The sequence below is a fragment of the Hongsoonwoonella zoysiae genome (assembly GCF_013266695.1).
Taxonomy (GTDB): domain Bacteria; phylum Pseudomonadota; class Alphaproteobacteria; order Rhizobiales; family Stappiaceae; genus Hongsoonwoonella; species Hongsoonwoonella zoysiae.
Genome location: NZ_JABRXF010000002.1, coordinates 649,086 through 673,837, shown reverse-complemented (window position 1 = coordinate 673,837; position 24,752 = coordinate 649,086). Strand labels below are relative to the sequence as shown.

Genomic DNA, 24,752 nt, shown 5'->3' with positions numbered 1-24,752 from the left:
TCCCTGTCATGCTTTATTTTGCACGTTGGAAGATCGCGCTGGTCGTCCTCGTAGTCCTCGCCGGTCTCGTCTCCACGCTGCCGAACTTCTTTTCCACCGAAAGTTTGAGGCAAATGCCGGATTGGCTGCCGAAGCGCCAGATCGTGCTTGGGCTGGACCTGCAAGGCGGCGCCTATCTGCTTTATGAGGTGGACAAGCAGGATTACATCCAGAAGCGCTTGAAGACGCTTGTGGGCGATATTCGTCAGACACTGCGTGAGGAACCGCGCATCGGCTATACGGGCCTGGGTGTGCAAGGGCAGGGCGTGCAGGTGCGTATCCGCGATGTTGAGCGCATAGACGAAGCGCGCGAACGTCTCTCCGGTCTCGCAAATCCGCTGGTGTCATCGCTTTTCGGCGGGCAGCAGGTCAACGAATTCGAGTTGAACGTCTCGGAGGATGGGCTCGCCCGCTTCACCTTCACGGAGGAAGGCCTTTCGCAGCGCGTGCGATCCATTGTCCAGCAGTCGATCGAGGTTATTCGCCGCCGTGTTGACGAGCTTGGCACGACCGAGCCGAACATCCAGCGTCAGGGTGAGGATCGTATTCTCGTAGAGGCGCCGGGTGAGAACGATCCCCAGCGTTTGAAGGCGCTTGTCGGCCAGACTGCGCAGCTGACCTTCCACATGGTGGACGTGTCCATGTCCGCGGAGCAGGCGCTGCAGACGCGCCCCCCGGCAGGCACCATCGTCATGGATTCCATCGACGAGCCGCCGATCCCCTACCTTCTGGAAGAAGCGCCGCTCCTGTCGGGTGAGGATCTCGTCGATGCGCAGGTCTCCTTCGATCAGCGTACCAACGAGCCTGTCGTGAATTTCCGCTTCAACACGTCGGGTGCGCGCAAGTTCGCCATCGTGACCCAGCAGAATGTCGGGCGGCCTTTCGCGATTGTGCTCGATGACGAGGTGATCTCGGCACCGGTCATACGTGAGCCCATCACCGGTGGCTCGGGCCAGATTTCGGGCAATTTCGACGTCGAATCTGCGAACGATCTCGCCGTGCTCCTGCGTGCCGGCGCATTGCCGGCCAAGCTCACCGTCGTCGAAGAGCGCTCGATCGGCCCAGGCCTCGGTCAGGATTCGATCGATGCCGGTCGTCTTGCATCGCTGATCGGTGCGGCCGCTGTCGTCATCTTCATGGTGTTGGCCTATGGCCGCTTCGGCGTCATGGCCGATATCGCTTTGACGGCGAATATCCTGCTGATATTCGGCGCGCTGACCTTCCTTCAGGCCACGCTCACTCTACCGGGTATTGCCGGCATCGTGCTGACGATCGGCATGGCGGTGGACGCCAATGTGCTCATCTTCGAGCGTATTCGAGAGGAATCGAGAGCCGGCAGATCGGCGATAAGCGCGATTGATGCCGGTTATTCCCGTGCGCTCGGTACAATCCTTGACGCCAATATCACGACGCTGATCGCCGCCGTTATCCTGTTCCAACTCGGTTCCGGTCCGATCCGCGGCTTTGCCGTTACACTTGCCATCGGCATTTTCACCACGGTCTTCTCGGCATTCACCTTCTCGCGCATGCTTGTCGCGCTATGGGTGCGCTGGCGCCGGCCGAGCCATCTGCCGATTTGAGGAACAAGTCATGCTTCTGAAACTGGTTCCCGAAAATACCCATTACCGCTTCATGTGGCTGCGGCGGTACAGCTTCCCGCTGTCGGCGATCGTGGCGGTCGCCTCGATCGTCCTGTTCTTCGCTGTCGGACTGAATTTCGGTATCGACTTCAAGGGCGGTACGGTCATCGAGATGAAGACCAATGAAAGCCCGGCGGATATAGCGCGGATCCGGGCCGACCTCGGAGCGCTGGACCTTGGAGACATTCAGGTTCAGAGCTTTGGCGGGCCTGACGAAGTCCTTGTTCGTATCCAGCAGCAGGAGGGCGGTGAGACCGCTCAGCAGGCAGCCGTTGCCAAGGTTCGCAGCAGTTTTGAGGATAGGGTGGAGTTCCGCCGGATCGAGGTGGTTGGCCCGCGCGTTTCGGGTGAGCTTGCGCAGGCGGGCACCATTGCCGTGATCTCGGCGCTCGTGGTGATCCTCTTTTACATTTGGTTCCGGTTCGAGTGGCAGTTCGCCGTTGGCGCCATCGTCACGACGATCAATGACATCATCGTCACGGTGGGCCTCTTCGTCGTCCTGCAGCTTGAATTCTCGCTGTCGAGTATCGCGGCGATTCTGACGATCATCGGTTATTCGCTGAACGATACCGTCGTAGTTTACGACCGTATTCGCGAAAACCTGCGCCGATACAAGAAGATGGCGCTGCCAGAGCTTCTGGACAGGTCGATCAACGAGATGCTGTCGCGCACGGTGATGACCTCGGTCACCACGCTTTTGGCGCTGATCGCCCTATATATCTTCGGCGGCGAAGTCATCCGCACGTTCACGCTGGCGATGATCTTCGGCATCGTGATCGGTACATATTCGTCGATCTTCCTCGCCGCACCCATGCTGATCTTCCTGAACCTGCGCCCGGGCGGCGGTCAGGCCAAGGCCGGCAAGGAGGATGCGGAGAAGGACGACAGCGCGGCCGCGCCGGCGTAACAAGGCGCTGGAAGGTTCCGCAATGGCTCAAAGAGGACAAGGCATCGTCATTCGCGATGCGCATTTTCCAGGTCGAGCACCTGTTGATGCCTATGGCAACGGCGGTTTCCGCTTCGCGAAGATGTCGCATCGCGGTTCCATCCTTAGCGTGCCTAGCGGGATCTACGGTTGGACTCCGGCGGCTGTCGAGGAACTGACGGTGGAAGCTTTCGAGCGGGTATTCGAGGAGGCTGGCGAAATAGAAGTGCTTCTGATCGGCACCGGGCCTGACATTCGCCGCATCCCGCCCTGGCTGAGGGAAGAGTTTCGCGCCCGCGCCATTCGGGCCGATGCCATGGCCACCGGGGCGGCTGTCAGAACCTATAATGTGTTGCTCTCCGAAGACAGGGCCGTGGCAGCGGCACTTCTCGCCGTGGACTGATCCGTGCGGCGTTCTAATTCTCCTACAATGAAGAGTGCCGCCGACCATTGCCAGTCGTTCGTTCGCGAGAGCGACCGGGATCGCTATCTCGCTTCGCTGTTCGCGGGCGATGAAATGCGGCGCGGCCTATTCGCGCTTTTTGCCTTCAACACTGAGGTCTCGCGAGTGCGCGAGATCGTGTCCGACCCGCTTCCCGGCGAAATCCGCCTGCAGTGGTGGCGTGACGCGCTGGAGGGCGAGGGGCATGGCGATGTCGAAAGTCACCCCGTCCTGGCGGAGCTTCGCTGGGCGATGGATCGTTTCAATCTGCCGGCCGCCCCGCTGTTGAACCTGATTGAGGCGCGCACCTTCGATCTTTATGACGATCCGATGCCTAGCCTGAACGATCTTGAAGGCTACACCGGCGAAACGTCATCCGCGCTCATACAGCTTGCGTCGATAGTGCTGACGAATGGCGAGGATCCGGGCACGGGTGAGGTTGCGGGCCATGCGGGCATTGCCTATGCGGTCACCGGGCTCTTGCGCGCGCTTCCCCTTCATGCCGCTCGCCGGCAGATGTTCCTGCCTGCCGATGTGCTCAGGCGCCATGGTGTTGAGCCGGAGACCGTTTTTCAGGGCAAGACAACGCCTCAGTTGAAAGCCGCGGTTGAGGAACTGCGCCTTTACGCGACAGATCATCTGCTTCGCACCCGCAGCCTGATCGGCTGTGTCGGCCAGAAGGTCATTCCCGCTTTCCTGCCGGTCTGCCTTGTGGAGCCTCATCTGGAGCGCATGAGGAAAAAAAACTACGATCCCTTGCGCGACTTCGTCGAGCTTTCACCCTTGAGGCGGCAGTGGATGCTGTGGCGCGCGTGGAAGCAGGCTTGCAAGAGTTCCCGGCACAGCGCCTGAAGGCTTACTCCGCTGCTTCCCGTTTTGGCGAGACACCTGCGATCCAGCCGTCGAAATCGGCAAGTGCGCGGCGGGAAAGCGCTAGGTTGCGCGCTTTCTTCTTTGCCTGGCCGCGCAGGCGCTTGCCGTCTTCGTCCTTTGTCGGGGCTTCGACGGGCGGAAACAGGCCGAAATTCACATTCATCGGCTGGAAGGAACGCGGTCCATCGCCTTCGCGCGAGATATGCCCGCCCGTAATATGAGCGAGTATCGCGCCCATCGCCGTGGTCTCGGGCGGCCTTGCGATATCGTGGCCGAGGCGTTCGCTTGCTGCGAAAATTCCCGCCATGCAGCCGACCGAGGCTGACTCCACATAGCCCTCGCAGCCGGTAATCTGGCCCGCGAAGCGAATGTCTGGCCTTGCCTTCAGCTTCAGTGTCGCGTCAAGCAGTTTCGGCGAATTCAGGAAGGTGTTGCGGTGCAGGCCGCCGAGGCGTGCGAAGGATGCGCTCTCAAGGCCCGGGATCATCTGGAAAATCTCGACCTGGGCGCCGTATTTCAGCTTCGTCTGAAAGCCGACCATGTTGTAGAGCGTGCCCAGGGCGTTGTCCTGGCGAAGCTGCACCACCGCATAGGGTTTGACGGTCGGGTTGTGGGCATTTGTCAGGCCCATCGGCTTCATCGGCCCGTGGCGCAGCGTTTCGCGTCCGCGCTCCGCCATCACCTCGATCGGCAGGCACCCGTCGAAATAGGGCGTATCTTCCCATTCTTTAAATACGGTTTTCGGCCCGTCGATCAACGCATCAACGAAGGCCTCGTATTGGTCCTTGTCGAGCGGGCAGTTGATGTAGTCTTTGCCCGTTCCGCCGGGGCCCACCTTGTCGTATCGCGACTGGAACCAGGCTTTGTCCATGTCGATGCTGTCGAAATGGACAATTGGGGCGATCGCGTCGAAAAACGCCAGTTCGTCTTCGCCGGTCGCCTGCTGGATCGCCTGGCCGAGTGCGGGAGAGGTGAGTGGGCCGGTGGCGATGATCGTGCTGCCCCAGTCTTGCGGTGGCAGGCCGTCAACCTCGCCACGCTCGATTTCGATCAGCGGATGGGCTTCCAGTGCCTGGGTGACCGAATTGGAAAAGCCGTCACGGTCGACGGCAAGCGCCCCGCCTGCCGGCACCTGATGCGCGTCGGCCGAGCGCATGATCAGCGAGCCCGCGCGGCGCAGTTCTTCGTGCAAAAGGCCGACGGCGTTGAATTCGGCATCGTCGGAACGGAAGGAATTGGAGCAGACCAGTTCGGCAAGGCCGTCGGTCTTGTGCGCGTCGGTGCCGCGAACCGGGCGCATTTCGTGCAGGACAACGGGCACGCCCCGGTTCGCCATCTGCCAGGCGGCTTCGGATCCGGCAAGGCCGCCGCCGATCACGTGGACTGGCTTCATCGTCGATTTGTCCTTTGTCTTGCTTCGAAGCGCCTGCGCCATCGCATGATGCCTGGCAATGCTATATGTGCTTGCCTCAAGGCCTCGCAAGGGTTTTTGCGGTGGAGGAGATCGCCCTGAAAGCGATCCGGCGCAAATCCGTCTTGAGGTAGGAAAGCCTGTCGGCGCGGAACTCGGCCGGCCCTGTCGGGTTCAGGCTCTTGTCCCACTTCCTGTCCTTCCAGCGCTCGTAAAGCACCTGGTCGAGTGCGTTTTCCTCAAGGATCCTGTCTTTCCATTTCTGCGGCAGGTTGTTCTTGTCGTAGATTCGCAACGACGTGACGTTTCGTGACGTCGGTTCCTGTTCGATGCCAAGCTCGGCCGCGGTTCGCCTCAGGAACTCGTTGCTGTGCCTGTAAGACCCCACATAGTGGAAGTCCCGCAGGTATCTTTCCATGATTTCGAGCCTTTCCTGCGACGAAATGAACTCCAGCTTCGGATAGCCGATGCCGAGGTAACGGAAGAGGAAATGCTGGGAGACCGGGTTTTTCTGGACGGACCTGTACCAGAGCCCGAATGGCGCGATTTCGCGCCCGGCTTCAAGGCCTTTCTGCATCGTGAAATTATAGTGCGACACGAAAAAGCCGACCGGATCCCGAAGGTTCACGCACTCCCGTATTTCCTGTCCATCGAAAAGGTCGATCAGGCAGCGGGGCAGATGATGCCCCGAAAGTATTTGTCTCTCGGTGATGTCGGAAGGGATCGTTTCGGGAATCGGGCCAGGCCTGAAAATACTGCGGATGTTCCCGTCCTTCAGACCCAGCTCCACGGTCTGACCGCCCGGCAGTGAATCACGAAGGAAACCGCGAATGGTCGATCCGGCGCATTTGGGTATATGGACAATGAAATAAGTGGGGATATCCGTATTTTTCATGAGGGTGGAAGTTTTCACGAGCTTTAAGTTTCTGTTCAACTTGCGTAGAGGGTGACACGACTGCCGAAACCGGCATTGACGGATATTCCGGCGCTATTGCGGCGTCCCGTGTCCGGGATGTCGCAACCCTGGCTGAAAACCGCGACCACACGGTCCGGCACCGTTTGGCCGCGCCTTTAGTGGCGGATGTGGGGTGTGAATGCAAACCCTTATGCGGGAGTGTTCGCATTTCTTTTTACCTGCGAAGACGGAAGTTAAATGTTCCGTGGCGGCATAAAATATTCGCTTCTGACCGCCGCCTCCGCGGTGTTGCTTGCAGCCTGCGGGGCCGCTCAGATCAGCAGCTATTCGGGTGGCTGGTATCGCCAGCATTCCGGGGTGATGCCGCGTGACGACGGCAGGATTTACGTTTGTCACGGCTTTGGTTGCGCTTACAAGACGCCCGTCGATTTTTCGTTCGGCCAACGGGCGAAGCTGCGCAAGATTTTGGCGGCAGGCGGGCGCTCGCCCGAGGCAGAGCGCCGGGCGATCGCGAAGGCCGTTGCCTGGAACGAGGCGCGCGTCGCCCCTGTCGTCGGATCCGCCGATGACGTCGGCGGCTACGATCTCCGGAATTCGGGCAAACAGGGCCAGATGGATTGCATCGACGAAGCGACGAATACGACCAGTCTGTTGCTCGTTGCGCAGCGTCAGGGTTTGCTTCGCCATCACGATGTTGTGTCGCCGGTTGCACGCGGTTTCTTCATTGACGGCGAATACCCGCACGCGACGGCGGTCGTTGTCGAGAAGCAAAGTGGCAAGGCCTATGCAATCGACTCCTGGCCACGCGGCAATGCGAAATTGCCGGTGGTTCAGGACCTCGACCGATGGTTCGCAGCACTTCCCGAGGCCTGAGTATTTACCGCAATACCGCCAAAATTTTGGAAACCTTACCCAAAAAGACAACGCCCACCGGTGGGAGGAGAACCGGTGGGCGTTGTTTTTGAAAGCCGGTTCCGGGGGGAGGGAAGAACCGGCTTGTGGGTTGCCTAGGCTTGGGAGGGGGAACGCTTCGGCAACCTCTTCGGAATTAAATATGGTACCGGTTATGTATTTTTCCAGATAGATGCTATTGCATGGCAGACTTGCAAAAACTGCATAACAATCCGGTCAGCGAACCACATAGCGCGACGGGCAGCCGGCTGCACGGCAGCCAAGGCCAAGGTCTTCAAGCTCGCGCAGGGAAAGTCTTGAGAGTTCGTCGCGGGTCTGACGGTATTTTTTCCAGGTCTGATAGCTTCGAATAACGGTCTCGAGCATTGGTTCACTCTTGTTCCGATTGTCTTTCGGCGCTCCGGACGAAGCAGGGCGCCTGCGTTGGTGGCGGTCTAGCGGTTTTACCCGCTGAATTGGAGGTCTCGGCGAACATGACAGTTCTGCGAATGCTGCAGAGCACAATCATGTGAGGGTGGCGTTACGATCGCGCGCCACATGCCGCAGGACGGAACTTTGGAAAAGATCGGATATCTGCGCAGTGGATACGCGCCCGAAAATGCGAACGCCCGCCGGTGGGAGGAGGTACCGGCGGGCGACGCAATGTCCGGCTAGGGCTGGGAGGAGGATGCCTTCGCCGGGAACGTTCAGAAGTATAGGGAGGAGGAATACTTCATGAACGCAAAGCTTTTCAAATTTCGTTTAGCGAACCTGCTGGCGGGCGACGAAACGAATGTCGCCACGGCCGATGCCGATGTCGCTGAGTTCGCGGTTTGAAAGACGTGACAGTTCTTTCACTGTCTGCTGATAGGTCTTCCAGCTGCGGTACTTGGTGCGGATCGAATCGAACATTTACTGCCTCCATCCATCGGGGAGTGGGGCGGCAGCGGCGTTTCCGTCGTGCCGTCGTGTTGATCCTTATGTATTTAATTCACCCCGTGAAAAAAAGTGCGTTTTCTGCACGGCAGCCATGCGCATTGTGCAATGCAATAAAATGAATGAACGCAATAGTTTACGTTACGGAAATCACCTCTGCGAACGGAATGTGCATGTTGCTATGCAAAAAAGCACCCGCTGGCCTTCAGCGGGCGCTTTTCAAGGAGCTAGGCCAAAAATTCAGCGTTTTGCCGCTCTGCCGGTGTTATTCCGCCGCCGTCATGCGCCGCTGCGGGCGGCGTTCCAGAAGCTCCAGAAGATACTGGCCGGTGTAGCTTTCCTTCACCTTCACCACATCCTCAGGCCGGCCTTGCGCGACGATGGTCCCGCCTCCATCCCCGCCCTCGGGGCCGAGATCGACGATCCAGTCCGCCGTTTTAATAACTTCGAGATTGTGCTCGATCACAAGCACCGAATTGCCCTGGTCGACGATGTGGTGCAGCACCTCGAGTAACTTTGCCACATCGTGGAAGTGGAGCCCCGTCGTCGGCTCGTCGAGAATATAAAGGGTGCGGCCGGTGGATCGGCGCGAAAGCTCCTTGGCAAGTTTCACGCGCTGCGCCTCGCCGCCGGAAAGTGTCGTCGCCTGCTGGCCGACCTTGATGTAGTTGAGTCCGACCTTGGAGAGCGTCTCCATCTTCTCGCGTACCGCCGGCACGGCGGAGAAGAATTCGGCGGCCTCTTCCACGGTCATGTCGAGGACATCGGCAATCGACTTGCCCTTGAACAGCACTTCCAGCGTCTCGCGGTTATAGCGTTTGCCTTTGCACACGTCACAGGTGACGTAGACATCCGGCAGGAAGTGCATCTCTATCTTGAGGACGCCGTCGCCCTGGCAGGCCTCGCAGCGTCCGCCCTTCACATTGAAGGAAAAGCGCCCCGGCTGGTAGCCGCGCGCCTTGGCTTCGGGAAGGCCGGCGAACCATTCGCGGATCGGCGTGAAGGCGCCCGTATATGTCGCGGGGTTGGAGCGTGGCGTGCGCCCGATCGGAGACTGGTCGATGTCGATGATCTTGTCGAGGAACTGCAACCCTTCGATCCGGTCGTGCGGAGCGGGCGCCTCGCGCGAGCCGTTGAGGTGGCGCGATGCCGCCTTGAAAAGCGTATCGATCAGCAGCGTCGATTTTCCGCCGCCCGAAACGCCGGTGATGCAGGTAAATGTGCCGAGGGGCAGATCCGCGGTCACATTCTTCAGGTTGTTGCCGCGTGCTCCGACGACCTTGAGCCGTTTGGTGTTGGAAAGCTTTCGCCGTTCCTGGGGCAGGGGGATCGCCAGGTCGCCTGAAAGATAGCGCCCGGTCAGCGACTGGGAATCGGCCATAATGTCTTCCGGCGTGCCTGCGGCGACGATTTCACCGCCGTGGATGCCCGCTCCCGGTCCGACGTCGACCACGTGATCGGCGGTCAGTATCGCATCCTCGTCGTGTTCCACCACGATCACGGTGTTTCCGAGGTCGCGCAGGTGGCGCAGCGTGTCGAGAAGCCGCGCGTTGTCGCGCTGGTGCAGGCCGATAGACGGTTCGTCGAGCACATAAAGCACACCCGTCAGGCCGGAGCCGATTTGCGAGGCAAGCCGGATGCGCTGGCTCTCACCGCCCGAAAGCGTGCCGGAGGCGCGCGAGAGCGTCAGATATTCAAGGCCGACATCGTTCAGGAAGCGCAGGCGCTCGCGAATTTCCTTCAGGATGCGCCCTGCGATTTCCTTTTGCTTCGTGTTCAGCTTTTCCGGCAGCATGTCGAACCATTCGCGCGCCGCGCGGATGGAGAGGCTCGTCACTTCGCCGATGTGCCGGCCGGCGATCTTCACGGCCAGCGCTTCCGGCTTCAGCCTGTTGCCGCCGCAGGCCTCGCAGGGGTGGTCGGATTGGAAGCGCGACAGCTCCTCGCGCACCCATTGCGATTCCGTCTCTCGCCAGCGCCGCTCGATGTTGCCGATCACGCCTTCGAACGGCTTTTGCGTGCTGTAGCTGCGCGCGCCGTCGTCATAGACGAATTCGATCTGCTCCTTGCCCGTGCCGTAGAGGACCGCATGCCGGAAATCGGCATCCAGCTTTTCCCACGGCGTGGTCATCTTTTCCTTGTAGTGGCGGCAGAGCGCTTCCAGCGTCTGCGTATAATAAGGAGAGGTCGCCCCGGTTCGCGACCATGGCAGCACCGCGCCGTCGCGCAAGGAAAGCGTGTGGTCGGGCACCACGAGGTCGGCTTCGAAAGCGAGCGTCGTTCCCAGTCCATCGCAGGTCGGGCATGCGCCAAATGGGTTGTTGAAGGAAAAAAGTCGCGGTTCGATTTCCGAAATCGTGAATCCGGAGACGGGGCAGGCGAATTTTTCCGAAAATATCAGCCGTTTCGGTTTGCCCTGCTCGTCCGTCTGGTCGGCGAATTCGGCGATCGCGATGCCGTCGGCAAGCTGCAGCGCGGTTTCGAAGGAATCCGCCAGCCGGTTGCCGATATCCTCGCGCACCACGATACGGTCCACAACCACGTCGATGTCGTGCTTGAATTTTTTGTCGAGCGCCGGGGCGTCGGCGATCTCATGAAAGGTTCCGTCGATCTTGACGCGCTGGAAGCCCTTCTTCATGAGTTCGGCCAGTTCCTTGCGGTACTCGCCCTTTCGCCCGCGCACGATCGGCGCGAGCAGGTAAAGCCGCGTGCCTTCTTCAAGGTCCAGCACCCGGTCGACCATCTGGCTCACCGTCTGGCTTTCGATGGGAAGGCCAGTTGCCGGTGAGTAGGGAATGCCGACGCGCGCATAGAGAAGGCGCATGTAGTCGTAGATCTCGGTTACCGTGCCGACGGTGGAGCGCGGGTTCTTCGAGGTCGTCTTCTGCTCGATGGAGATGGCTGGCGACAGCCCGTCGATCTGGTCGACGTCGGGCTTTTGCGAAAGTTCCAGGAACTGGCGCGCGTAGGCCGAAAGGCTTTCCACGTAACGGCGCTGACCTTCGGCGTAGATCGTGTCGAAGGCGAGCGAAGACTTGCCGGAGCCCGACAGCCCTGTCATGACGATCAGCTTGTCGCGCGGCAATTCCAGGTCGACATTCTTCAGATTGTGCTCGCGCGCGCCGCGCACGGAAATCGTCTTGGCGTCGGCGCGGTGTCCGGAATGCATGTCGTGGAACTCTCGCGAAGGGGCCATGAACCGGTATCCTTGGCAGATATCCCCGTCGCGAAGGCAGGACGCATGGCTGGGGATAAGCAATTAGGCGATTTATTTTCGTCTTACGTGGTACGTGTCACTCAAGCTGCGGGTCAGCGATAAGGAAATGGACCAACGAAGGTCGATTGTCGAGGTTCATGATGGCGCGGGCCTGTAACTTTTATTGACTGACGTTACGGTATGTATTTATGAGAACATAGCAAGAACAAATTCGGGGTGGCAACACCGAATTTTCGGTCGGGCAGGGATGCACCGTCCCGCCGTTGCAGCAAAACCGCCGTTTTCGAAACGAAGGAATTCTCATTCACCTTTTTTACCCTTATAAGGAACAAATGTGGAACCAAATACTTTCTCCTCGTTCCTTTGTGGAAAACGGCGGAAAGGCCGGGAGCGGATGGAAGTTGGGGTCTAGGCTGATGGCAAAATCTGGTATCGCCACCACGAACAGATTTTGGAAGCAAGGAGAGGCGACATGGCGGGAAGCGTTAACAAGGTGATCCTCATCGGCAACCTGGGAGCCGATCCTGAAGTTCGCCGCATGCAGGATGGCCGTCCGGTCGTGAACCTTCGCATCGCCACGTCCGAAACCTGGCGCGACCGCAACACCGGCGAGCGCCGGGAAAAGACGGAATGGCACCGTGTCGTCATTTTCAACGAGGGCCTTGCCAAGGTCGCCGAGAATTACCTGAAAAAAGGCTCCAAGGTCTATATCGAAGGCCAGCTCCAGACCCGCAAGTGGCAAGACCAGTCGGGCCAGGACAAATATTCGACCGAAATCGTGCTTCAGGGGTTCAATTCCACGCTCACGATGCTCGATGGCCGTGGTGAAGGCGGCGGTGGCGGCGGGGATTATTCCTCCGGCGGCGGATACGGCGGCCAGAGCGGCGGTGGCTCGGGCGGCGGCTATGGCGGAAGCCAGGGCGGCGGTGGCGGCCAGAGCGGCGGCTTCGGCGGTGGAATGGACGACGAGATCCCATTCTGAGATAGTATCGCCAAGCGAAATTCAATCGACAGAATTTGCAGAAAAGCGGGGCCGGGCTGGCCCCGTTTTTAATGGTCGGCCGCTTTTTCCGCCGCCAGCATCTTGTCATGGTGGCGTGCGGCCTGTGCTTCGATGAAGATGCGCTTGACGATCGGGAAGCGCTCCTTGATGGCGATTTCAAGCGCGTAGATCGCTTCTTCCACCTTGCCGACGGTGAGATTGTTTTCAAAGTCGATGGAAACGGCGAGAAGCACATCCTGCGGCCCCCGATGCAGGGTGCGCAATTCGTTCATGCGTGTCACCGTCGGCGTGGCCTCGACGATCGAACGAACGGTATTGGTCACATCCGGATCGGCGGCCTCGCCCACCAGAAGCCCCTTTGTCTCATAGGCAAGAACGGCAGCGGCGCCGGCAAGGATCAGGCCGATCATGATGGAGGCCGCGCCGTCCATCCACGCAAGGCCGAGGTACTGGACGCAGAGCAGGCCGGCGAAGGCAACGGTGAGGCCGAGCATGGCGGCTGTATCCTCGAAAAGGACGGTGAAAACGGTCGGATCCTTGGAGTCGCGGACCGCTTCGAATATGCCGCGTTTGCCGCGAATGACGTTGAACTCCTTGTAGGCGATCCACCATGCGGCTGCTTCGAAGATCATCGCGAACACCAGCACGATGTAAGCTACGAACGGGCTTTCGACCGGGTGCGGGTGCATAACTTTCTGGATGCCTTCGTAGATCGAGACGCCCGCGCCGACCGCGAAAATCAGGATCGCGACAACAAAGGCCCAGAAATAGATTTCAGATCCATAGCCAAATGGGTGTTTTTTATCAGCCGGTTGTTTGGCTTTCTTCATGCCGTACAATAGCAAGCCCTGATTGCCGGTATCCACGAGAGAGTGGATGCCTTCGGAGAGCATGGCGGAGGAGCCGGTATAGGTGGCGGCGGCGAATTTGGTCACGGCGATCAACGAGTTGCCGACTAGAGCCGCGATGATTACTTTCTTCGAACCCTGCCCAGCCATTTCTTGCCTTCCTCACGTCCTTTTCGCGACCAGTCTTGCTGATTTCCGTCCGGATAACAAAGCTTTGATCCCGCCGGCCTTACTCAAGTGCCGTAACGGTGGAAAATGATGCCGGCAAGACCATGGGAGCATGCCAGATGACCTCGATGAGGATAAAGCGAACTTTCCGGGCGGGAATAATTCTGCCGCTCGCCGGCGTTGCTGCCTTGGCCTGCGCCGGATCCTCCGGCGCGGGCGAGGCGGATATCGTGGAGGCGAGGGCGACAAGGACGGGCGAGGGCGTCTGGCGCTTCGACGTCACCGTCAGCCACGCCGACGAGGGGTGGGGGCACTACGCCGACCGGTTCGATATCGTCGCTCCGGACGGTACGGTGCTTGGCGAGCGCATCCTCCTGCATCCGCATGTGAACGAACAGCCGTTCACGCGGTCGCTCACGGGGGTAAAGGTGCCTGATGGCGCAACGTTCGTGGAAGTCCGTGCGAACGATAAGGTACACGGCCTTGGCGGGACGTCGCTGAAGATCGACCTGCCGCGCGATTGATATTCGGTTCTAGATGGCGGTCATCACGAAGCTGGTTATCCCATCCGCGATAAATTGAACGGAAAGCGCTGCAAGCAACACGCCAAGAAGCCGGGTAATTACCATGCTTGCGGTTTCGCCCAGCAAACGTTCGATCCTGGAGGCCAGCAGGAAGGAAAGCAGGCAGCTTCCGACGATTACCAGCACCACGGCAATGAGGCCGGTATAGGCGATTGCGTCATTGGCTTCGGAGCTCAGGAGGATGACGGCGCTGATGGCCGCGGGGCCCGAAATCAGCGGAATCCCTAGCGGGAAAACGGCGACGCCATGCAGGTCGTCATGGTGTCCGGCCATGGCCTTTTCCGCCGTTTCCGATTTCCGCTTCTGGCGCTTTTCGAACACCATCTCCACGGCGATTATCAGGAGCAGCAGACCGCCAGCGATCTGAAAGGCAGGTACGGAAATGCCGAGCGTCTTCAAAACGCTTTTTCCAGCCACGAGGAAGACCATCAGGATGGCGCCGCCTATCAGCGTCGCCTGAAGCGCGATCTTGCGCCGCTGAGCGGTGCTCGCGCCTGCGGTGACCGCCAGAAACATGGGCGCAAGACCGACCGGATCGATCGTCACGAAGAGCGTGGCGAAGGCGTTCAGGAGATAGTCCGACAACATGGGCAGGCCTCGAATCGTGGTGCGAGCAAACATCTATAACAGGCTCGTAAGCGCAGTTCTCGGGCACGCTTCGACAAACTATGCACACATTCTGAAATCGCGTTTCCAACTATTTGTATTTATTGAGAAAAATACTTCCAAAACCGCCGCTCCCGATTTGTCGGGAAATGCGGAATCGGCTATAAATTGCCAACCCTCCATCAGACACGAGAAACTTCCTTGTCAGATCAGGATACAAACCCACCGTCAGGCGGCCTGCCGTCGGATATCCGCGCGGTTTCGATCACCGATGAGATGAAGCGCAGCTATCTCGATTACGCGATGAGCGTGATCGTCAGCCGCGCGCTTCCGGATGTTCGCGACGGCCTGAAGCCGGTGCACCGTCGCATTCTCTACGCGATGCACGAGAACGGCTACGACTGGAACAAGGCCTACAAGAAGTCGTCCCGCGTCGTCGGTGACGTGATGGGTAAATATCACCCGCATGGCGACAGCGCGATCTACGATGCACTTGTGCGAATGGCGCAGAATTTCTCGCTCCGTCTGCCACTCGTCGACGGCCAGGGCAATTTCGGCTCGGTGGACGGCGACCCGCCGGCGGCAATGCGCTATACCGAGGTGCGCCTTGCAAAGGCCGCGCATAGCCTGCTGGAGGATATCGACAAGGACACGGTCAATTTCCAGGAGAACTACGACAACTCCGAGAGCGAACCGGTCGTCCTGCCGGCACGCTTCCCGAACCTGCTCGTCAATGGCGCGGGCGGCATCGCCGTCGGCATGGCGACGAATATCCCGCCCCACAACCTGGGGGAGGTTATCGACGCTGCAATCGCCGTGATGGAGGACCCGGGGATCACGCTGGAAGACCTGATGCAGATCGTGCCAGGCCCCGATTTCCCGACAGGCGGTATCGTGCTAGGCCGTTCGGGCATTCGTTCGGCGTACGAAATGTCGCGCGGCTCGATTCTGATGCGTGGCCGTGTCCACGTGGAGGAGGTGCGCAAGGACCGCGAAGCGCTGATCATCACCGAGATCCCCTATCAGGTGAACAAGGCATCGATGATCGAAAAGATCGCCGATCTCGTGCGCGACAAGCGGATCGAGGGGATAGCCGATCTTCGCGACGAATCCGATCGGGACGGCATGCGCGTCGTGGTGGAGCTCAAGCGCGACGCCGTGTCGGATGTCGTGCTGAACCAGTTGTACCGGTTCTCGCCGCTGCAGACGAGCTTTGGCGCCAACATGGTGGCGCTGAATGGTGGCCGGCCGGAGCAACTCGGCCTGAAGGACATGCTTCAGGCCTTCATCCATTTCCGGGAGGATGTGGTCCAGCGGCGCACGCGCTTCCTGCTTGCCAAGGCGCGCGACAGGGCGCACGTGCTGGTCGGCCTCGCGATTGCGGTCGCCAATATCGACGAGGTCATCCATCTGATCCGCACTGCGCCCGACCCGGCGACCGCACGCGCCCAGTTGATGGAACGTAATTGGCCGGCGAAGGACGTTGCGCCGCTCGTGACGTTGATCGACGATCCGCGCCACCGCGTGGCGGATGACGGCACCTATAAGCTTTCCGAAGAACAGGCCCGGGCGATCCTGGAGCTTCGTCTGCAGCGCCTGACGGCTCTTGGGCGCGACGAAATCGCCGACGAGTTGAACAAGCTGGGCGAAGAGATCAAGGAATATCTGGAAACACTGCGTTCGCGCGCGAAGATCCAGGAAATCGTCCGCAACGAGCTCACCGCCGTCCGCGACGAGTTCGCAACGCCGCGCCGCACCGAATTGCTTGAGGGAGGGGCAGACCTTGAGGACGAGGACCTGATCCAGCGCGAGGACATGGTCGTCACCGTCAGCCATGCCGGTTACATCAAGCGCGTTCCCCTCGACACCTACCGCGCCCAGCGCCGGGGAGGAAAAGGGCGCTCCGGCATGTCGACGAAGGATGAGGATTTCGTCACCCGTCTCTTCGTGGCGAACACCCATACGCCGGTTCTGTTCTTCTCCTCGCGCGGCATTGCTTACAAGCTGAAGGTCTGGCGCCTGCCCATCGGAGGGCCGACTTCGCGAGGCAAGGCCTTGATAAACCTCTTGCCTCTGGAAGCGGGCGAGCAGATCACCTCGATCATGCCTTTGCCTGAAGACGAGGAAAGCTGGGCGAACCTGCATGTCATGTTCGCGACGCGCCGCGGCACGGTGCGCCGGAACAAGCTGTCCGACTTCGTGCAGATCAACAAGAACGGCAAGATTGCCATGAAACTTGAGGACGGTGACGGCATCGTCGGCGTCGAGACATGCACCGAAAACGACGACGTGCTGCTGACGACGGCGCTCGGCCAGTGCATTCGGTTTCCCGTCACGGATGTACGCGTCTTTGCCGGCCGAAACTCGGTCGGCGTCAGGGGAATTGCGCTCGGGACGGAAGATACCGTTATCTCCATGTCCGTGATCCACCACTTCGATGCGAGCGCGGAAGAGCGAGCCGCCTACCTCAAGCGCCGGCGGCTGATGCGCGGTGAAACGGAAGAGACGGCGGCAGAAACCGAGGAAGGCGTTTCGAACGGAGAGCTTTCTGAAACCCGTTACGTCGATATGAGCGCCATCGAACAGATCATTCTGACGCTTTCTGAAAACGGTTATGGCAAGCGCACATCGTCATTCGAGTACCGGACGACCGGGCGTGGCGGCAAAGGCATTGTCGCCATGGCCGTCAACCCCCGGAACGGGCCGCTCGTTGCGTCTTTCCCGGTTGAGGATGACGATCAGATCATGCTGGTGACGAACGGTGGCCAGCTGATCCGTTGCCCGGTGGATGGAATTCGCATCGCCGGCCGTTCCACGCAAGGGGTCATTGTCTTCAATACGGCCGAGGACGAGAAAGTCGTTGCCGTGGAGCGCGTTTCCGAGGTGGATGCCGAGGAAGAGATAGACCTGGGCGGCGAAAATGGTGACAACAATGGCGAAGTGCCGGGCCCCGAAGACGGTGACAACGGCGAGGCTGAATAAGGGCGGTCCGTCAGCAGTTTGATTAAAAAGGATAAGGCGCGCCGAACTGAAATCCGGCTGCGCCTTTTTCATGCGGGTTTGTGCCTCGCTGCAGGTATGATCTGTTCCGGATCAGCGCGCAGCGACCCGCAGCAGCGTGGAAGTGGCCTCTTCGACGTTGCGCGTTTCAATGGTCACGGTGCGGATCCGCGTGCCGGCCGAATTGCCTGTAAGAGCGCTGAGGCACTCGGACGACCAATCGCCCCAAGCCTGACCATGGCAGGATCCGGGAAGTTTGCTGTCCAGCCTGTCTGCCTTCGCAAGGGTCGTAAGGGATGGGGCCGTAACCGGATTTTCCGAGAGGGCGGTATCGGCGACGACTGCCGCGCCAGCCACGATCATCACGGCTGCAGCGGTAGCGACCGCCAGTTCCTTGAACCGGGGAAAGGCCGAAGTCATGTATGAAGGAAGCGTGGTCATCAATGATTCTCCCTGCATCGCGATTTGCGATTACCGATGAGCCACAATCTCCCGTCTCGTTTATTTATTCAGTGACAGGCATCACAGGTTGCGTGATTGCCTAGCTTTGTCTCTGACGACCATTGGTAAGAAAGTCGAAAAGGACAGGTCCGGCGGTCCGCTCGTCAGACGCCTCGTTGGTTGGGCCGGCCCACCCTGCCGCGAAACAATCAGGATCCTCATCGCGGAAAATGACGCCTTCGCACCCTCTCCGGGGCGAAGCGGCTTCGTCGACTATGCTCGCAACATCCGGCCGATCCAAAGCCGCGGCTATGCCACCCGCATAGGTGGAAAAGCCGACTGTCAGCCCAATCAACATGAAAACTGCACCGCACCAGGCAACGAACACAGCCGGCATGCGGAATCCACATAGCAAGTTCATCAAATCGAAATGGGAAGAAAACGCAGCGTTTTCAATCAACTTCGGCGGGTGCGGAGGTAATTAATTCGTGACCATATCGGGTGTCGATCTGACGCCGCGGTGGAAAACCTGCGCCTGGTTCGATGAACTACATGATCTCAAATGAATAGCGGCGATGTGTCGGGGAGCCACATCGCCGCCTATCTATGTGATCCGGGGTCAGGAATACGGATCACTTTTCCAGTTTTGTACGGACCAGAACAGTGGTCTGGCCGAAGGTCTTTGCCTCGGTGACATAGGCAGTTTGATCCGTCCCGGCAATCTTCGCGATATCGTCGCACGCTTTCGATGCGTCGGTGACGACAATGTCCTTACACGCCACATGAACGAGCGGCAGGGCGCGATCGCCCTTCTTCGCGACATTCGTTTCGACGCCCTGATCCGCGCTGACAATAGCGATGATCAATGCGGCGAAAGCCGAAGCCAGAACCAGACTCCAACGACCTATGGCACTCAGCATTTGTGCCTCCCTTTTTATAGGTGTGGATACTAACAGCTTTGCCTTGTCGTGGAAAGAAAACGTTTGCTCGTTGCGTAATTGCCACATTTCCAGCATCGGCGAGCTTGTATCGTCACGCCTGTGCGGTTAGACAGAGCAGCATGAATCGCATTGCACTCTATCCCGGTTCCTTCGATCCCGTGACGAACGGGCATCTCGACCTTTTGCGCCACGCCCTCGGGCTCGCGGATACCGTCGTCGTGGCAATCGGCATTCACCCCGGCAAGAAGCCCCTGTTTTCTTTCGAGGAAAGGGTGGAGATGATCAAGGAGGTCGCCAGAGCCGCTTTCGGCCCTGAGAATGCCGAACGAATCCAGGTCGTGGCATTTAGTAATCTCGTCGTCGATTCTGCGCGGGATCACGGCGCGTCCTTCCTGATCCGCGGGCTGCGGGACGGGACCGATCTCGACTATGAAATGCAGATGGCGGGAATGAACGGAACCATGGCGCCGGAAGTGCAGACAGTCTTTCTCCCGGCCTCGCCGGACGTTCGCCATATCACCGCCACGCTGGTCCGGCAAATCGCTTTCATGAACGGAGACATCAGCCACTTCGTTCCCGAAACGGTTGCAAGGCGTATCGCCGACAAGCTTGCCCGATAGGCGTAATAGCCTATCTACCGCCAGCGGCTGCGCCACGATATCAACAGGAGATCTTCTTGAAACGCTACATATCCGCATTGGCGGCATTCGGTTTGGCCACCATTATTTCGGTCGCCGTTTCCGCCCAGGAACTTGATCCCGAGAACACGCTCTACATGGATCTCAAGGATGGCCGCGTAACGATCCGTCTTCTTCCCGATGTCGCGCCGAAGCACGTCGATCAGGTCAAAAAACTGACGCGCGACGGATTTTATGACGGTATCGTTTTCCACCGCGTGATCGAAGGTTTCATGGCGCAGACGGGAGACCCGACCGGCACCGGAAGGGGCGGATCGGATCTGCCGGACATTCCCGCGGAATTTTCCGACGTGCCGTTTGCACGCGGAACAGTCGGCATGGCGCGGGCACGCGATCCCGACAGCGCTAACTCTCAGTTCTTCATCATGTTCGCACCAGGTGAATTCCTGAACGGCAAATACACCGTTTGGGGCGAAGTGGTGGATGGCATGGAGCATATCGACGCCATCAAGCGCGGAGAACCGCCACAAAACCCCGACAAGATCATCAAGATGCAGGTTGCCGCCGACGCCGGCTGATGGAGTGGCGTACGCGCGTTAAACGAACAAAAGAAAGGGAATTCCGATGGCCGAGATAAAGGATCCGGAAAACACGTTGCTGATGGAGACTTCCAAGGGGTCCATCGTTATTGAAATGCGACCTGATCTGGCGCCGGGCCATGTCGAGCGTATCAAGGAACTGGTGCGAGACGGTTTTTATGACGGCGTCGTGTTCCACCGCGTTATCGACGGTTTTATGGCACAGACCGGCTGCCCTCATGGGACGGGCACCGGCGGGTCCGGCAAGAAACTGAAGGCGGAATTCTCGAAGGAAAAGCACAAGCGCGGCACGGTTTCGATGGCGCGCGCAATGGACCCCAATTCCGGCGACAGCCAGTTCTTCATCTGCTTTGAGGACGCGCCTTGGCTCGATGGCCAGTACACGGTCTGGGGACAGGTGATCGAAGGCATGGAAAATGTCGATCAGATCAAGCGCGGCGAGCCTGTGCGCGACCCCGATAAGATCTCCTCGCTGAAGGTCGCCGCCGACGCCTGATAACGGCCAACTTGCGTACATGCGGGTTTTTGAGCCACGGACGGATTGCCGTTCGTGGCTCTTTTCGTTATCAGGCGTGACTTCCAACTGGAGCATATCCCGCGAAATCTGATTCGAATTTCGCGATAAGGATATGCTCAAGATATTGATGCTGGAGCGAATTCTTGTCACGAAAGCGATCCCGCTTTCGTGGAAAGCGCTCTAGGATGAGGCCATGCGCGTCGACCTTTTCGATTTCGAACTGCCGCAAGACCGGATTGCGCTCCGCCCCGCGCGGCCGCGTGATTCCGCACGCATGCTGGTCGTCCGCCCGGGCGGGACTTCGCCCTTCGAGGACCGCGGCGTAAAGGATCTGCCGGATTTGCTGGAGCCGGGTGACGCTCTTGTTTTCAATGACACGAAAGTCATTCCGGCACAGCTTGAGGGCATTCGCGTCCGTGAAGGCGTCACCGCGCGCATCGGTGCGACACTTCACATGCGGGAAGGTGGCGACCGCTGGAGCGCCTTCGTCCGCCCTGCGAAAAAACTCCTTCCTGGCGATCGCATACGCTTTGGGACAGATTCCAGCACCTGCCTTTTCGGGACGCTCGACGCCACGGTTGCGGAAAAGGGAGATGCCGGAGAGGTTCTTCTCGTCTTCGACCTGGCCGGGCCGGATCTCGATACTGCGATCGCCACAGTCGGTCATATTCCGCTTCCTCCCTATATCGCGGCCAAACGGCCTGACGACGAGCAGGACCGGATCGACTATCAGACGATCTTTGCGGATAAGGACGGCGCTGTCGCGGCTCCCACAGCCGGGCTGCACTTTACGCCTGAACTGATCGAATTGCTGGACAAGCGCGGGATCGAGCGGCATACGGTCACGCTTCATGTCGGAGCGGGCACTTTCCTTCCGGTGAAGGCTGAAGATACGGATGCCCACCGCATGCATGCCGAATGGGGCGCCATTTCCCGGCAAACCGCCGAAGCACTTCGCAAGGTCCGCGCGCGTGGAGGGAGGATCGTTTCCGTGGGCACGACGAGCCTCAGGATTCTCGAAAGCGCTTCTCGGGAAACCGGCGAGCTGCGGGAATTTGCCGGGGAGACACGGATTTTCATCACTCCCGGCTACAAGTTCCGGGCGATTGATGCGTTGATGACGAATTTTCACCTACCGAAATCCACGCTGTTCATGCTCGTTTCCGCTTTCAGTGGTCTTGAGACAATGCGCGCGGCCTATGAACATGCAATCACGACGGGCTATCGCTTTTATTCCTATGGCGATGCTTCGCTTCTCTTTCCCGAAAACGGCCGATGACGAATAACGACATCCACCCTTTCTCCTTCCGCCTGATTGCGACCGACGGCATGGCGCGGCGCGGAGAGATCCGCACACCTCATGGAACCGTCCGCACGCCCGCTTTCATGCCAGTCGGCACGCAGGCGACCGTCAAGGCGATGTATCCCGATCAGGTTCGCGAACTAGGTTCCGACGTGGTTCTGGGCAATACATATCACCTTATGCTCCGCCCTACCGCCGAGCGTGTAGCCAGGCTTGGCGGGCTCCATAAATTCATGAATTGGTCGCATACGATCCTGACGGATTCCGGTGGCTTTCAGGTGATGTCCCTTGCCCAGCTTCGAAAACTCAGCGAGAGGGGCGTCACTTTCCAAAGCCATGTGGATGGCCAAAAGATAGAGATGACGCCGGAGCGCTCGGTCGAGATCCAGCAGCTTCTCGGCTCCGATATCCAGATGCAGCTCGACGAATGTATTGCATTGCCAGCTCCGCGTGAGGAAGCGGAACGGGCAATGCACCTCAGTCTTCGGTGGGCGGAGCGGTCGCGTGCACAATTTGAGGCGATGGGTGGACCGGGAAGGGGGCAGGCGCTTTACGGCATCGTGCAGGGCGGGACCGACCCCGAGCTTCGCCTTGCGTCGGCTGACGCGCTTTCGCAGATGCCGTTTGAGGGATATTCGGTTGGCGGGCTTGCGGTCGGCGAGCCGCAGGAGGTGATGCTCAAGACGCTGGAGATAACTACTCCGGCCATGCCTGTGGACAAACCGCGCTACCTCATGGGTGTGGGCACGCCGGAGGATATTCTGGAAAGTGTGGCGCGCGGGATCGACCAGTTCGATTGCGTGTTGCCGACGCGTGCTGGCCGGCACGGGCTGGCCTATACGCGCTATGGGAAGGTCAACCTGAAGAACGCGCGCCACGCGGACGATCCACGCCCGCTGGATGGGAAGTCGCCCTGCGAAGCGAGCAATCGCTACTCTCGCGCTTATCTGCATCACCTCGTAAAGGCGGGAGAGGGGCTGGCCGCAATGCTGCTGACCTGGAACAATCTCGCCTATTATCAGCAGCTTATGCAGGGTATTCGCGATTCGATCGAGGCGGGGACTTTCGAAGAATTCAGAGCATCGACACGCGCTGACTGGGCGAGAGGCGATATTCCGCCAATTGGCTGAAGACGGTTTAACCCAGCGAATTTAGATGCTGTCGTTTCAAATCGCCTCACCCTTGTCTCTCGCTAGGTAACATCCGGAGATTTTCCAGCTTCCGTCCGGCTGCTGTTCGAAAGTGTATAACGCGTGCCACGCATCGTCGTTCCGGTCGATGATCCAGACTTCCTGGGAGGGGCCGACAGGCGTGTCCTTCGTTCGGCCAAAACTTACCGATTTTGGCCGGTAGACCGGTTTGTAACCCTGCCGCACCATGTGAAGGAAGACTTCCGGACGCTGGAAGCGCTGCCGAATAACCGGAGCCGCAAAGGAGAAGGCCAGTTCGCCGTCGTCCGAGCGAAAGGCCTTCATCTGGCTGGTGATGATCTTTTGGAACTCCGCGCTGCGCTCGTCAGCCGCGACCGGGTTAACCGGTATCAACAATGCGGCGGCAAGCAGGAGGGACGCGAATGCAATCCACCCGGTTCGAAACATCGGGAGCCTCCATTTCGAATCTACGCCATATGATACGCCAAAACTGGCGAAATGGATGAATCAAGTCTGAAACAGAGATTCGTGAGATATTAGCGCCCCTTCACCCGATATCGAGAGACTGAAGGGAATAGAACGTTTTTTCCTATTCAAGCGAGTTTTTTCGCCAGGATGCCTTCCAGGAGAGGCCGTACCTCGTTCGCGAGTTTTTCATCGTCCATCGCAAATGCGATATTCGCAGAAAGGAAGCCCGCCTTCGATCCGCAATCGTAGCTTTCACCTTCGAAGCGCAGGCCTTTAAAAGACTGGTTCTGCATCAGCGATATCATCGCATCAGTCAGTTGAATCTCGCCGCCGGCACCTTTTTCCTGCTCGGCGATCAGATCGAAGATTTCGGGCTGCAGGATGTAACGCCCGGTGATAATGAGGTTTGACGGTGCAGTACCCGGGGCGGGTTTTTCCACCATACCGTTGATGTCGACGACGGCGGAATCAGCATCACCTTTGATTTTGACGATGCCGTAATTTTGGGTCTGGTCCTGCGGAACCTCTTCCACCGCAATCACGTTGCCACCGGACTCTTCATAAAGCTCCACCATCTGCTTGAGGCATCCCTTGCCGGCCTTTATGAGGACATCCGGCAGCAAAATGGCGAAGGGTTCATTGCCGATAAGATCACGGGCACACCAGATCGCATGGCCAAGACCCAGCGGCTCTTGCTGACGGGTAAAGCTTGTGGTTCCGGGAGAGGGACGAATACGGTCCAGGATTTCCAGTGCCGCGGTCTTGTTGCGCTCGCGCAGAGTGTCCTCGAGTTCATATGCGATGTCGAAATGATCTTCGATGACGTGCTTGTTGCGCCCGGTTACGAAAACGATGTGTTCTATGCCGGCTTCGCGGGCCTCATCCACCACATACTGAATGATGGGCCGGTCCACGATCGTCAGCATTTCCTTGGGCACCGCCTTCGTTGCCGGAAGAAAACGGGTCCCAAGACCGGCGACAGGCAGAACCGCTTTGCGAATACGTTTGAAGGGCATGAGCACCTCGCTCTTTAGTGATATGAATCCCTTACGCCATTTAGAATGGCGAGAACAGGTTTAGTCCGCACAAAAATCGGCAAGATTAAGGGGAAGAATTTGAAATCGGGCTTGATGCTCAGTCTCCGGTCAGTTGCAGCGAGATGCCGCTGGCTGTATGCACGCAGACAGATATTCCA

The 24,752-nt window shown here is 59.1% G+C and carries 24 protein-coding genes; 13 read left to right on the top strand and 11 right to left on the bottom strand.

The window, feature by feature from the left end; all coding sequences use genetic code 11:
- Positions 1-8: 8 nt before the first annotated feature.
- Genes secD through HPQ64_RS14280 form a run of 4 tightly spaced genes read left to right on the top strand, consistent with a single transcriptional unit; the run spans position 9 to position 3,898 of the window.
- Positions 9-1,619: a protein translocase subunit SecD gene (gene secD / locus HPQ64_RS20450; protein ID WP_172889183.1), complete on the top strand. Its 1,611-nt coding sequence runs from the start codon at positions 9-11 to the stop codon at positions 1,617-1,619.
- A 10-nt stretch (positions 1,620-1,629) separates the two neighbouring features.
- Complete coding sequence (secF, locus tag HPQ64_RS20445) at positions 1,630-2,586, top strand: protein translocase subunit SecF (RefSeq protein ID WP_172889181.1); 957 nt, start codon at positions 1,630-1,632, stop codon at positions 2,584-2,586.
- A 22-nt stretch (positions 2,587-2,608) separates the two neighbouring features.
- The gene (locus tag HPQ64_RS14285) at positions 2,609-3,007 is read left to right on the top strand and encodes an Mth938-like domain-containing protein (protein WP_172889179.1); all 399 of its coding nucleotides are present in this window, start codon (positions 2,609-2,611) and stop codon (positions 3,005-3,007) included.
- A 27-nt stretch (positions 3,008-3,034) separates the two neighbouring features.
- Positions 3,035-3,898, top strand: a complete 864-nt coding sequence (locus tag HPQ64_RS14280; RefSeq protein ID WP_172889177.1) for a phytoene/squalene synthase family protein — start codon at positions 3,035-3,037, stop codon at positions 3,896-3,898.
- Between the two features lie 4 nt (positions 3,899-3,902).
- On the opposite strand, the gene trmFO is transcribed toward HPQ64_RS14280, so the two are convergent.
- Positions 3,903-5,312 carry a methylenetetrahydrofolate--tRNA-(uracil(54)-C(5))-methyltransferase (FADH(2)-oxidizing) TrmFO gene (gene trmFO / locus HPQ64_RS14275; protein WP_172889176.1) on the bottom strand — a complete coding sequence of 470 codons (1,410 nt, stop codon included), beginning with the start codon at positions 5,310-5,312 and terminating at the stop codon, positions 3,903-3,905.
- 76 nt (positions 5,313-5,388) lie between these two features.
- Complete coding sequence (locus HPQ64_RS14270; protein WP_172889174.1) at positions 5,389-6,225, bottom strand: hypothetical protein; 837 nt, start codon at positions 6,223-6,225, stop codon at positions 5,389-5,391.
- Between the two features lie 258 nt (positions 6,226-6,483).
- On the opposite strand from HPQ64_RS14270, the gene HPQ64_RS14265 reads away from it, so the two are divergent.
- Complete coding sequence (locus HPQ64_RS14265; RefSeq protein ID WP_172889172.1) at positions 6,484-7,119, top strand: hypothetical protein; 636 nt, start codon at positions 6,484-6,486, stop codon at positions 7,117-7,119.
- A gap of 255 nt (positions 7,120-7,374) precedes the next feature.
- Here HPQ64_RS14265 and HPQ64_RS14260 read toward each other — a convergent pair whose 3' ends face one another.
- The 3 genes from HPQ64_RS14260 to uvrA all read right to left on the bottom strand — a co-directional run bounded on the left by HPQ64_RS14260 (position 7,375) and on the right by uvrA (position 11,242).
- Positions 7,375-7,524 (bottom strand): DUF1127 domain-containing protein, encoded by a 150-nt coding sequence (locus HPQ64_RS14260; RefSeq protein ID WP_172889169.1) that lies wholly within the window; start codon positions 7,522-7,524, stop codon positions 7,375-7,377.
- A gap of 375 nt (positions 7,525-7,899) precedes the next feature.
- Positions 7,900-8,049: a DUF1127 domain-containing protein gene (locus HPQ64_RS14255; protein ID WP_172889167.1), complete on the bottom strand. Its 150-nt coding sequence runs from the start codon at positions 8,047-8,049 to the stop codon at positions 7,900-7,902.
- 289 nt (positions 8,050-8,338) lie between these two features.
- Positions 8,339-11,242, bottom strand: a complete 2,904-nt coding sequence (uvrA, locus tag HPQ64_RS14250; protein WP_172889610.1) for an excinuclease ABC subunit UvrA — start codon at positions 11,240-11,242, stop codon at positions 8,339-8,341.
- 520 nt (positions 11,243-11,762) lie between these two features.
- Here uvrA and HPQ64_RS14245 point away from each other — a divergent pair.
- A complete protein-coding gene (locus HPQ64_RS14245) occupies positions 11,763-12,272 on the top strand; it encodes a single-stranded DNA-binding protein (protein ID WP_172889165.1) in 510 nt (169 codons plus the stop codon).
- A 68-nt stretch (positions 12,273-12,340) separates the two neighbouring features.
- Here the strand turns inward: HPQ64_RS14245 and HPQ64_RS14240 are convergent, their stop codons facing one another.
- Entirely contained in the window at positions 12,341-13,291 is a 951-nt protein-coding gene (locus tag HPQ64_RS14240; RefSeq protein WP_172889163.1) for a cation diffusion facilitator family transporter, read from the bottom strand.
- A gap of 137 nt (positions 13,292-13,428) precedes the next feature.
- On the opposite strand from HPQ64_RS14240, the gene HPQ64_RS14235 reads away from it, so the two are divergent.
- Positions 13,429-13,833 carry a hypothetical protein gene (locus HPQ64_RS14235; RefSeq protein ID WP_246270713.1) on the top strand — a complete coding sequence of 135 codons (405 nt, stop codon included), beginning with the start codon at positions 13,429-13,431 and terminating at the stop codon, positions 13,831-13,833.
- 9 nt (positions 13,834-13,842) lie between these two features.
- Here the strand turns inward: HPQ64_RS14235 and HPQ64_RS14230 are convergent, their stop codons facing one another.
- Entirely contained in the window at positions 13,843-14,514 is a 672-nt protein-coding gene (locus HPQ64_RS14230) for a MarC family protein (RefSeq protein ID WP_246270712.1), read from the bottom strand.
- Between the two features lie 261 nt (positions 14,515-14,775).
- Here HPQ64_RS14230 and gyrA point away from each other — a divergent pair, with 261 nt between their 5' ends.
- Entirely contained in the window at positions 14,776-17,481 is a 2,706-nt protein-coding gene (gyrA, locus tag HPQ64_RS14225) for a DNA gyrase subunit A (RefSeq protein WP_425483829.1), read from the top strand.
- A 111-nt stretch (positions 17,482-17,592) separates the two neighbouring features.
- On the opposite strand, the gene HPQ64_RS14220 is transcribed toward gyrA, so the two are convergent.
- Together HPQ64_RS14220 and HPQ64_RS14215 are read right to left on the bottom strand one after the other, a co-directional pair.
- A complete protein-coding gene (locus HPQ64_RS14220) occupies positions 17,593-17,940 on the bottom strand; it encodes a hypothetical protein (RefSeq protein WP_172889160.1) in 348 nt (115 codons plus the stop codon).
- 632 nt (positions 17,941-18,572) lie between these two features.
- Complete coding sequence (locus HPQ64_RS14215) at positions 18,573-18,956, bottom strand: hypothetical protein (protein WP_172889158.1); 384 nt, start codon at positions 18,954-18,956, stop codon at positions 18,573-18,575.
- 44 nt (positions 18,957-19,000) lie between these two features.
- Here HPQ64_RS14215 and coaD point away from each other — a divergent pair, with 44 nt between their 5' ends.
- From coaD to tgt, 5 genes are all read left to right on the top strand, one after another.
- A complete protein-coding gene (gene coaD / locus HPQ64_RS14210; protein WP_172889156.1) occupies positions 19,001-19,501 on the top strand; it encodes a pantetheine-phosphate adenylyltransferase in 501 nt (166 codons plus the stop codon).
- Positions 19,502-19,557: 56 nt separating this feature from the next.
- A complete protein-coding gene (locus tag HPQ64_RS14205) occupies positions 19,558-20,097 on the top strand; it encodes a peptidylprolyl isomerase (protein ID WP_425483821.1) in 540 nt (179 codons plus the stop codon).
- 55 nt (positions 20,098-20,152) lie between these two features.
- Positions 20,153-20,614 (top strand): peptidylprolyl isomerase, encoded by a 462-nt coding sequence (locus HPQ64_RS14200; RefSeq protein WP_484496826.1) that lies wholly within the window; start codon positions 20,153-20,155, stop codon positions 20,612-20,614.
- A 214-nt stretch (positions 20,615-20,828) separates the two neighbouring features.
- Positions 20,829-21,914 (top strand): tRNA preQ1(34) S-adenosylmethionine ribosyltransferase-isomerase QueA, encoded by a 1,086-nt coding sequence (queA, locus tag HPQ64_RS14195; RefSeq protein WP_172889153.1) that lies wholly within the window; start codon positions 20,829-20,831, stop codon positions 21,912-21,914.
- Positions 21,911-23,068 carry a tRNA guanosine(34) transglycosylase Tgt gene (gene tgt / locus HPQ64_RS14190; RefSeq protein ID WP_172889152.1) on the top strand — a complete coding sequence of 386 codons (1,158 nt, stop codon included), beginning with the start codon at positions 21,911-21,913 and terminating at the stop codon, positions 23,066-23,068. Before queA ends, tgt begins: the two co-directional genes overlap by 4 nt.
- 36 nt (positions 23,069-23,104) lie before the next feature.
- On the opposite strand, the gene HPQ64_RS14185 is transcribed toward tgt, so the two are convergent.
- Positions 23,105-23,536 carry a DUF4864 domain-containing protein gene (locus HPQ64_RS14185; protein WP_172889150.1) on the bottom strand — a complete coding sequence of 144 codons (432 nt, stop codon included), beginning with the start codon at positions 23,534-23,536 and terminating at the stop codon, positions 23,105-23,107.
- 146 nt (positions 23,537-23,682) lie between these two features.
- Positions 23,683-24,573, bottom strand: coding sequence for a UTP--glucose-1-phosphate uridylyltransferase GalU (galU, locus tag HPQ64_RS14180; protein WP_172889148.1), 891 nt, complete (start codon positions 24,571-24,573; stop codon positions 23,683-23,685).
- Between the last annotated feature and the right edge of the window lie 179 nt (positions 24,574-24,752).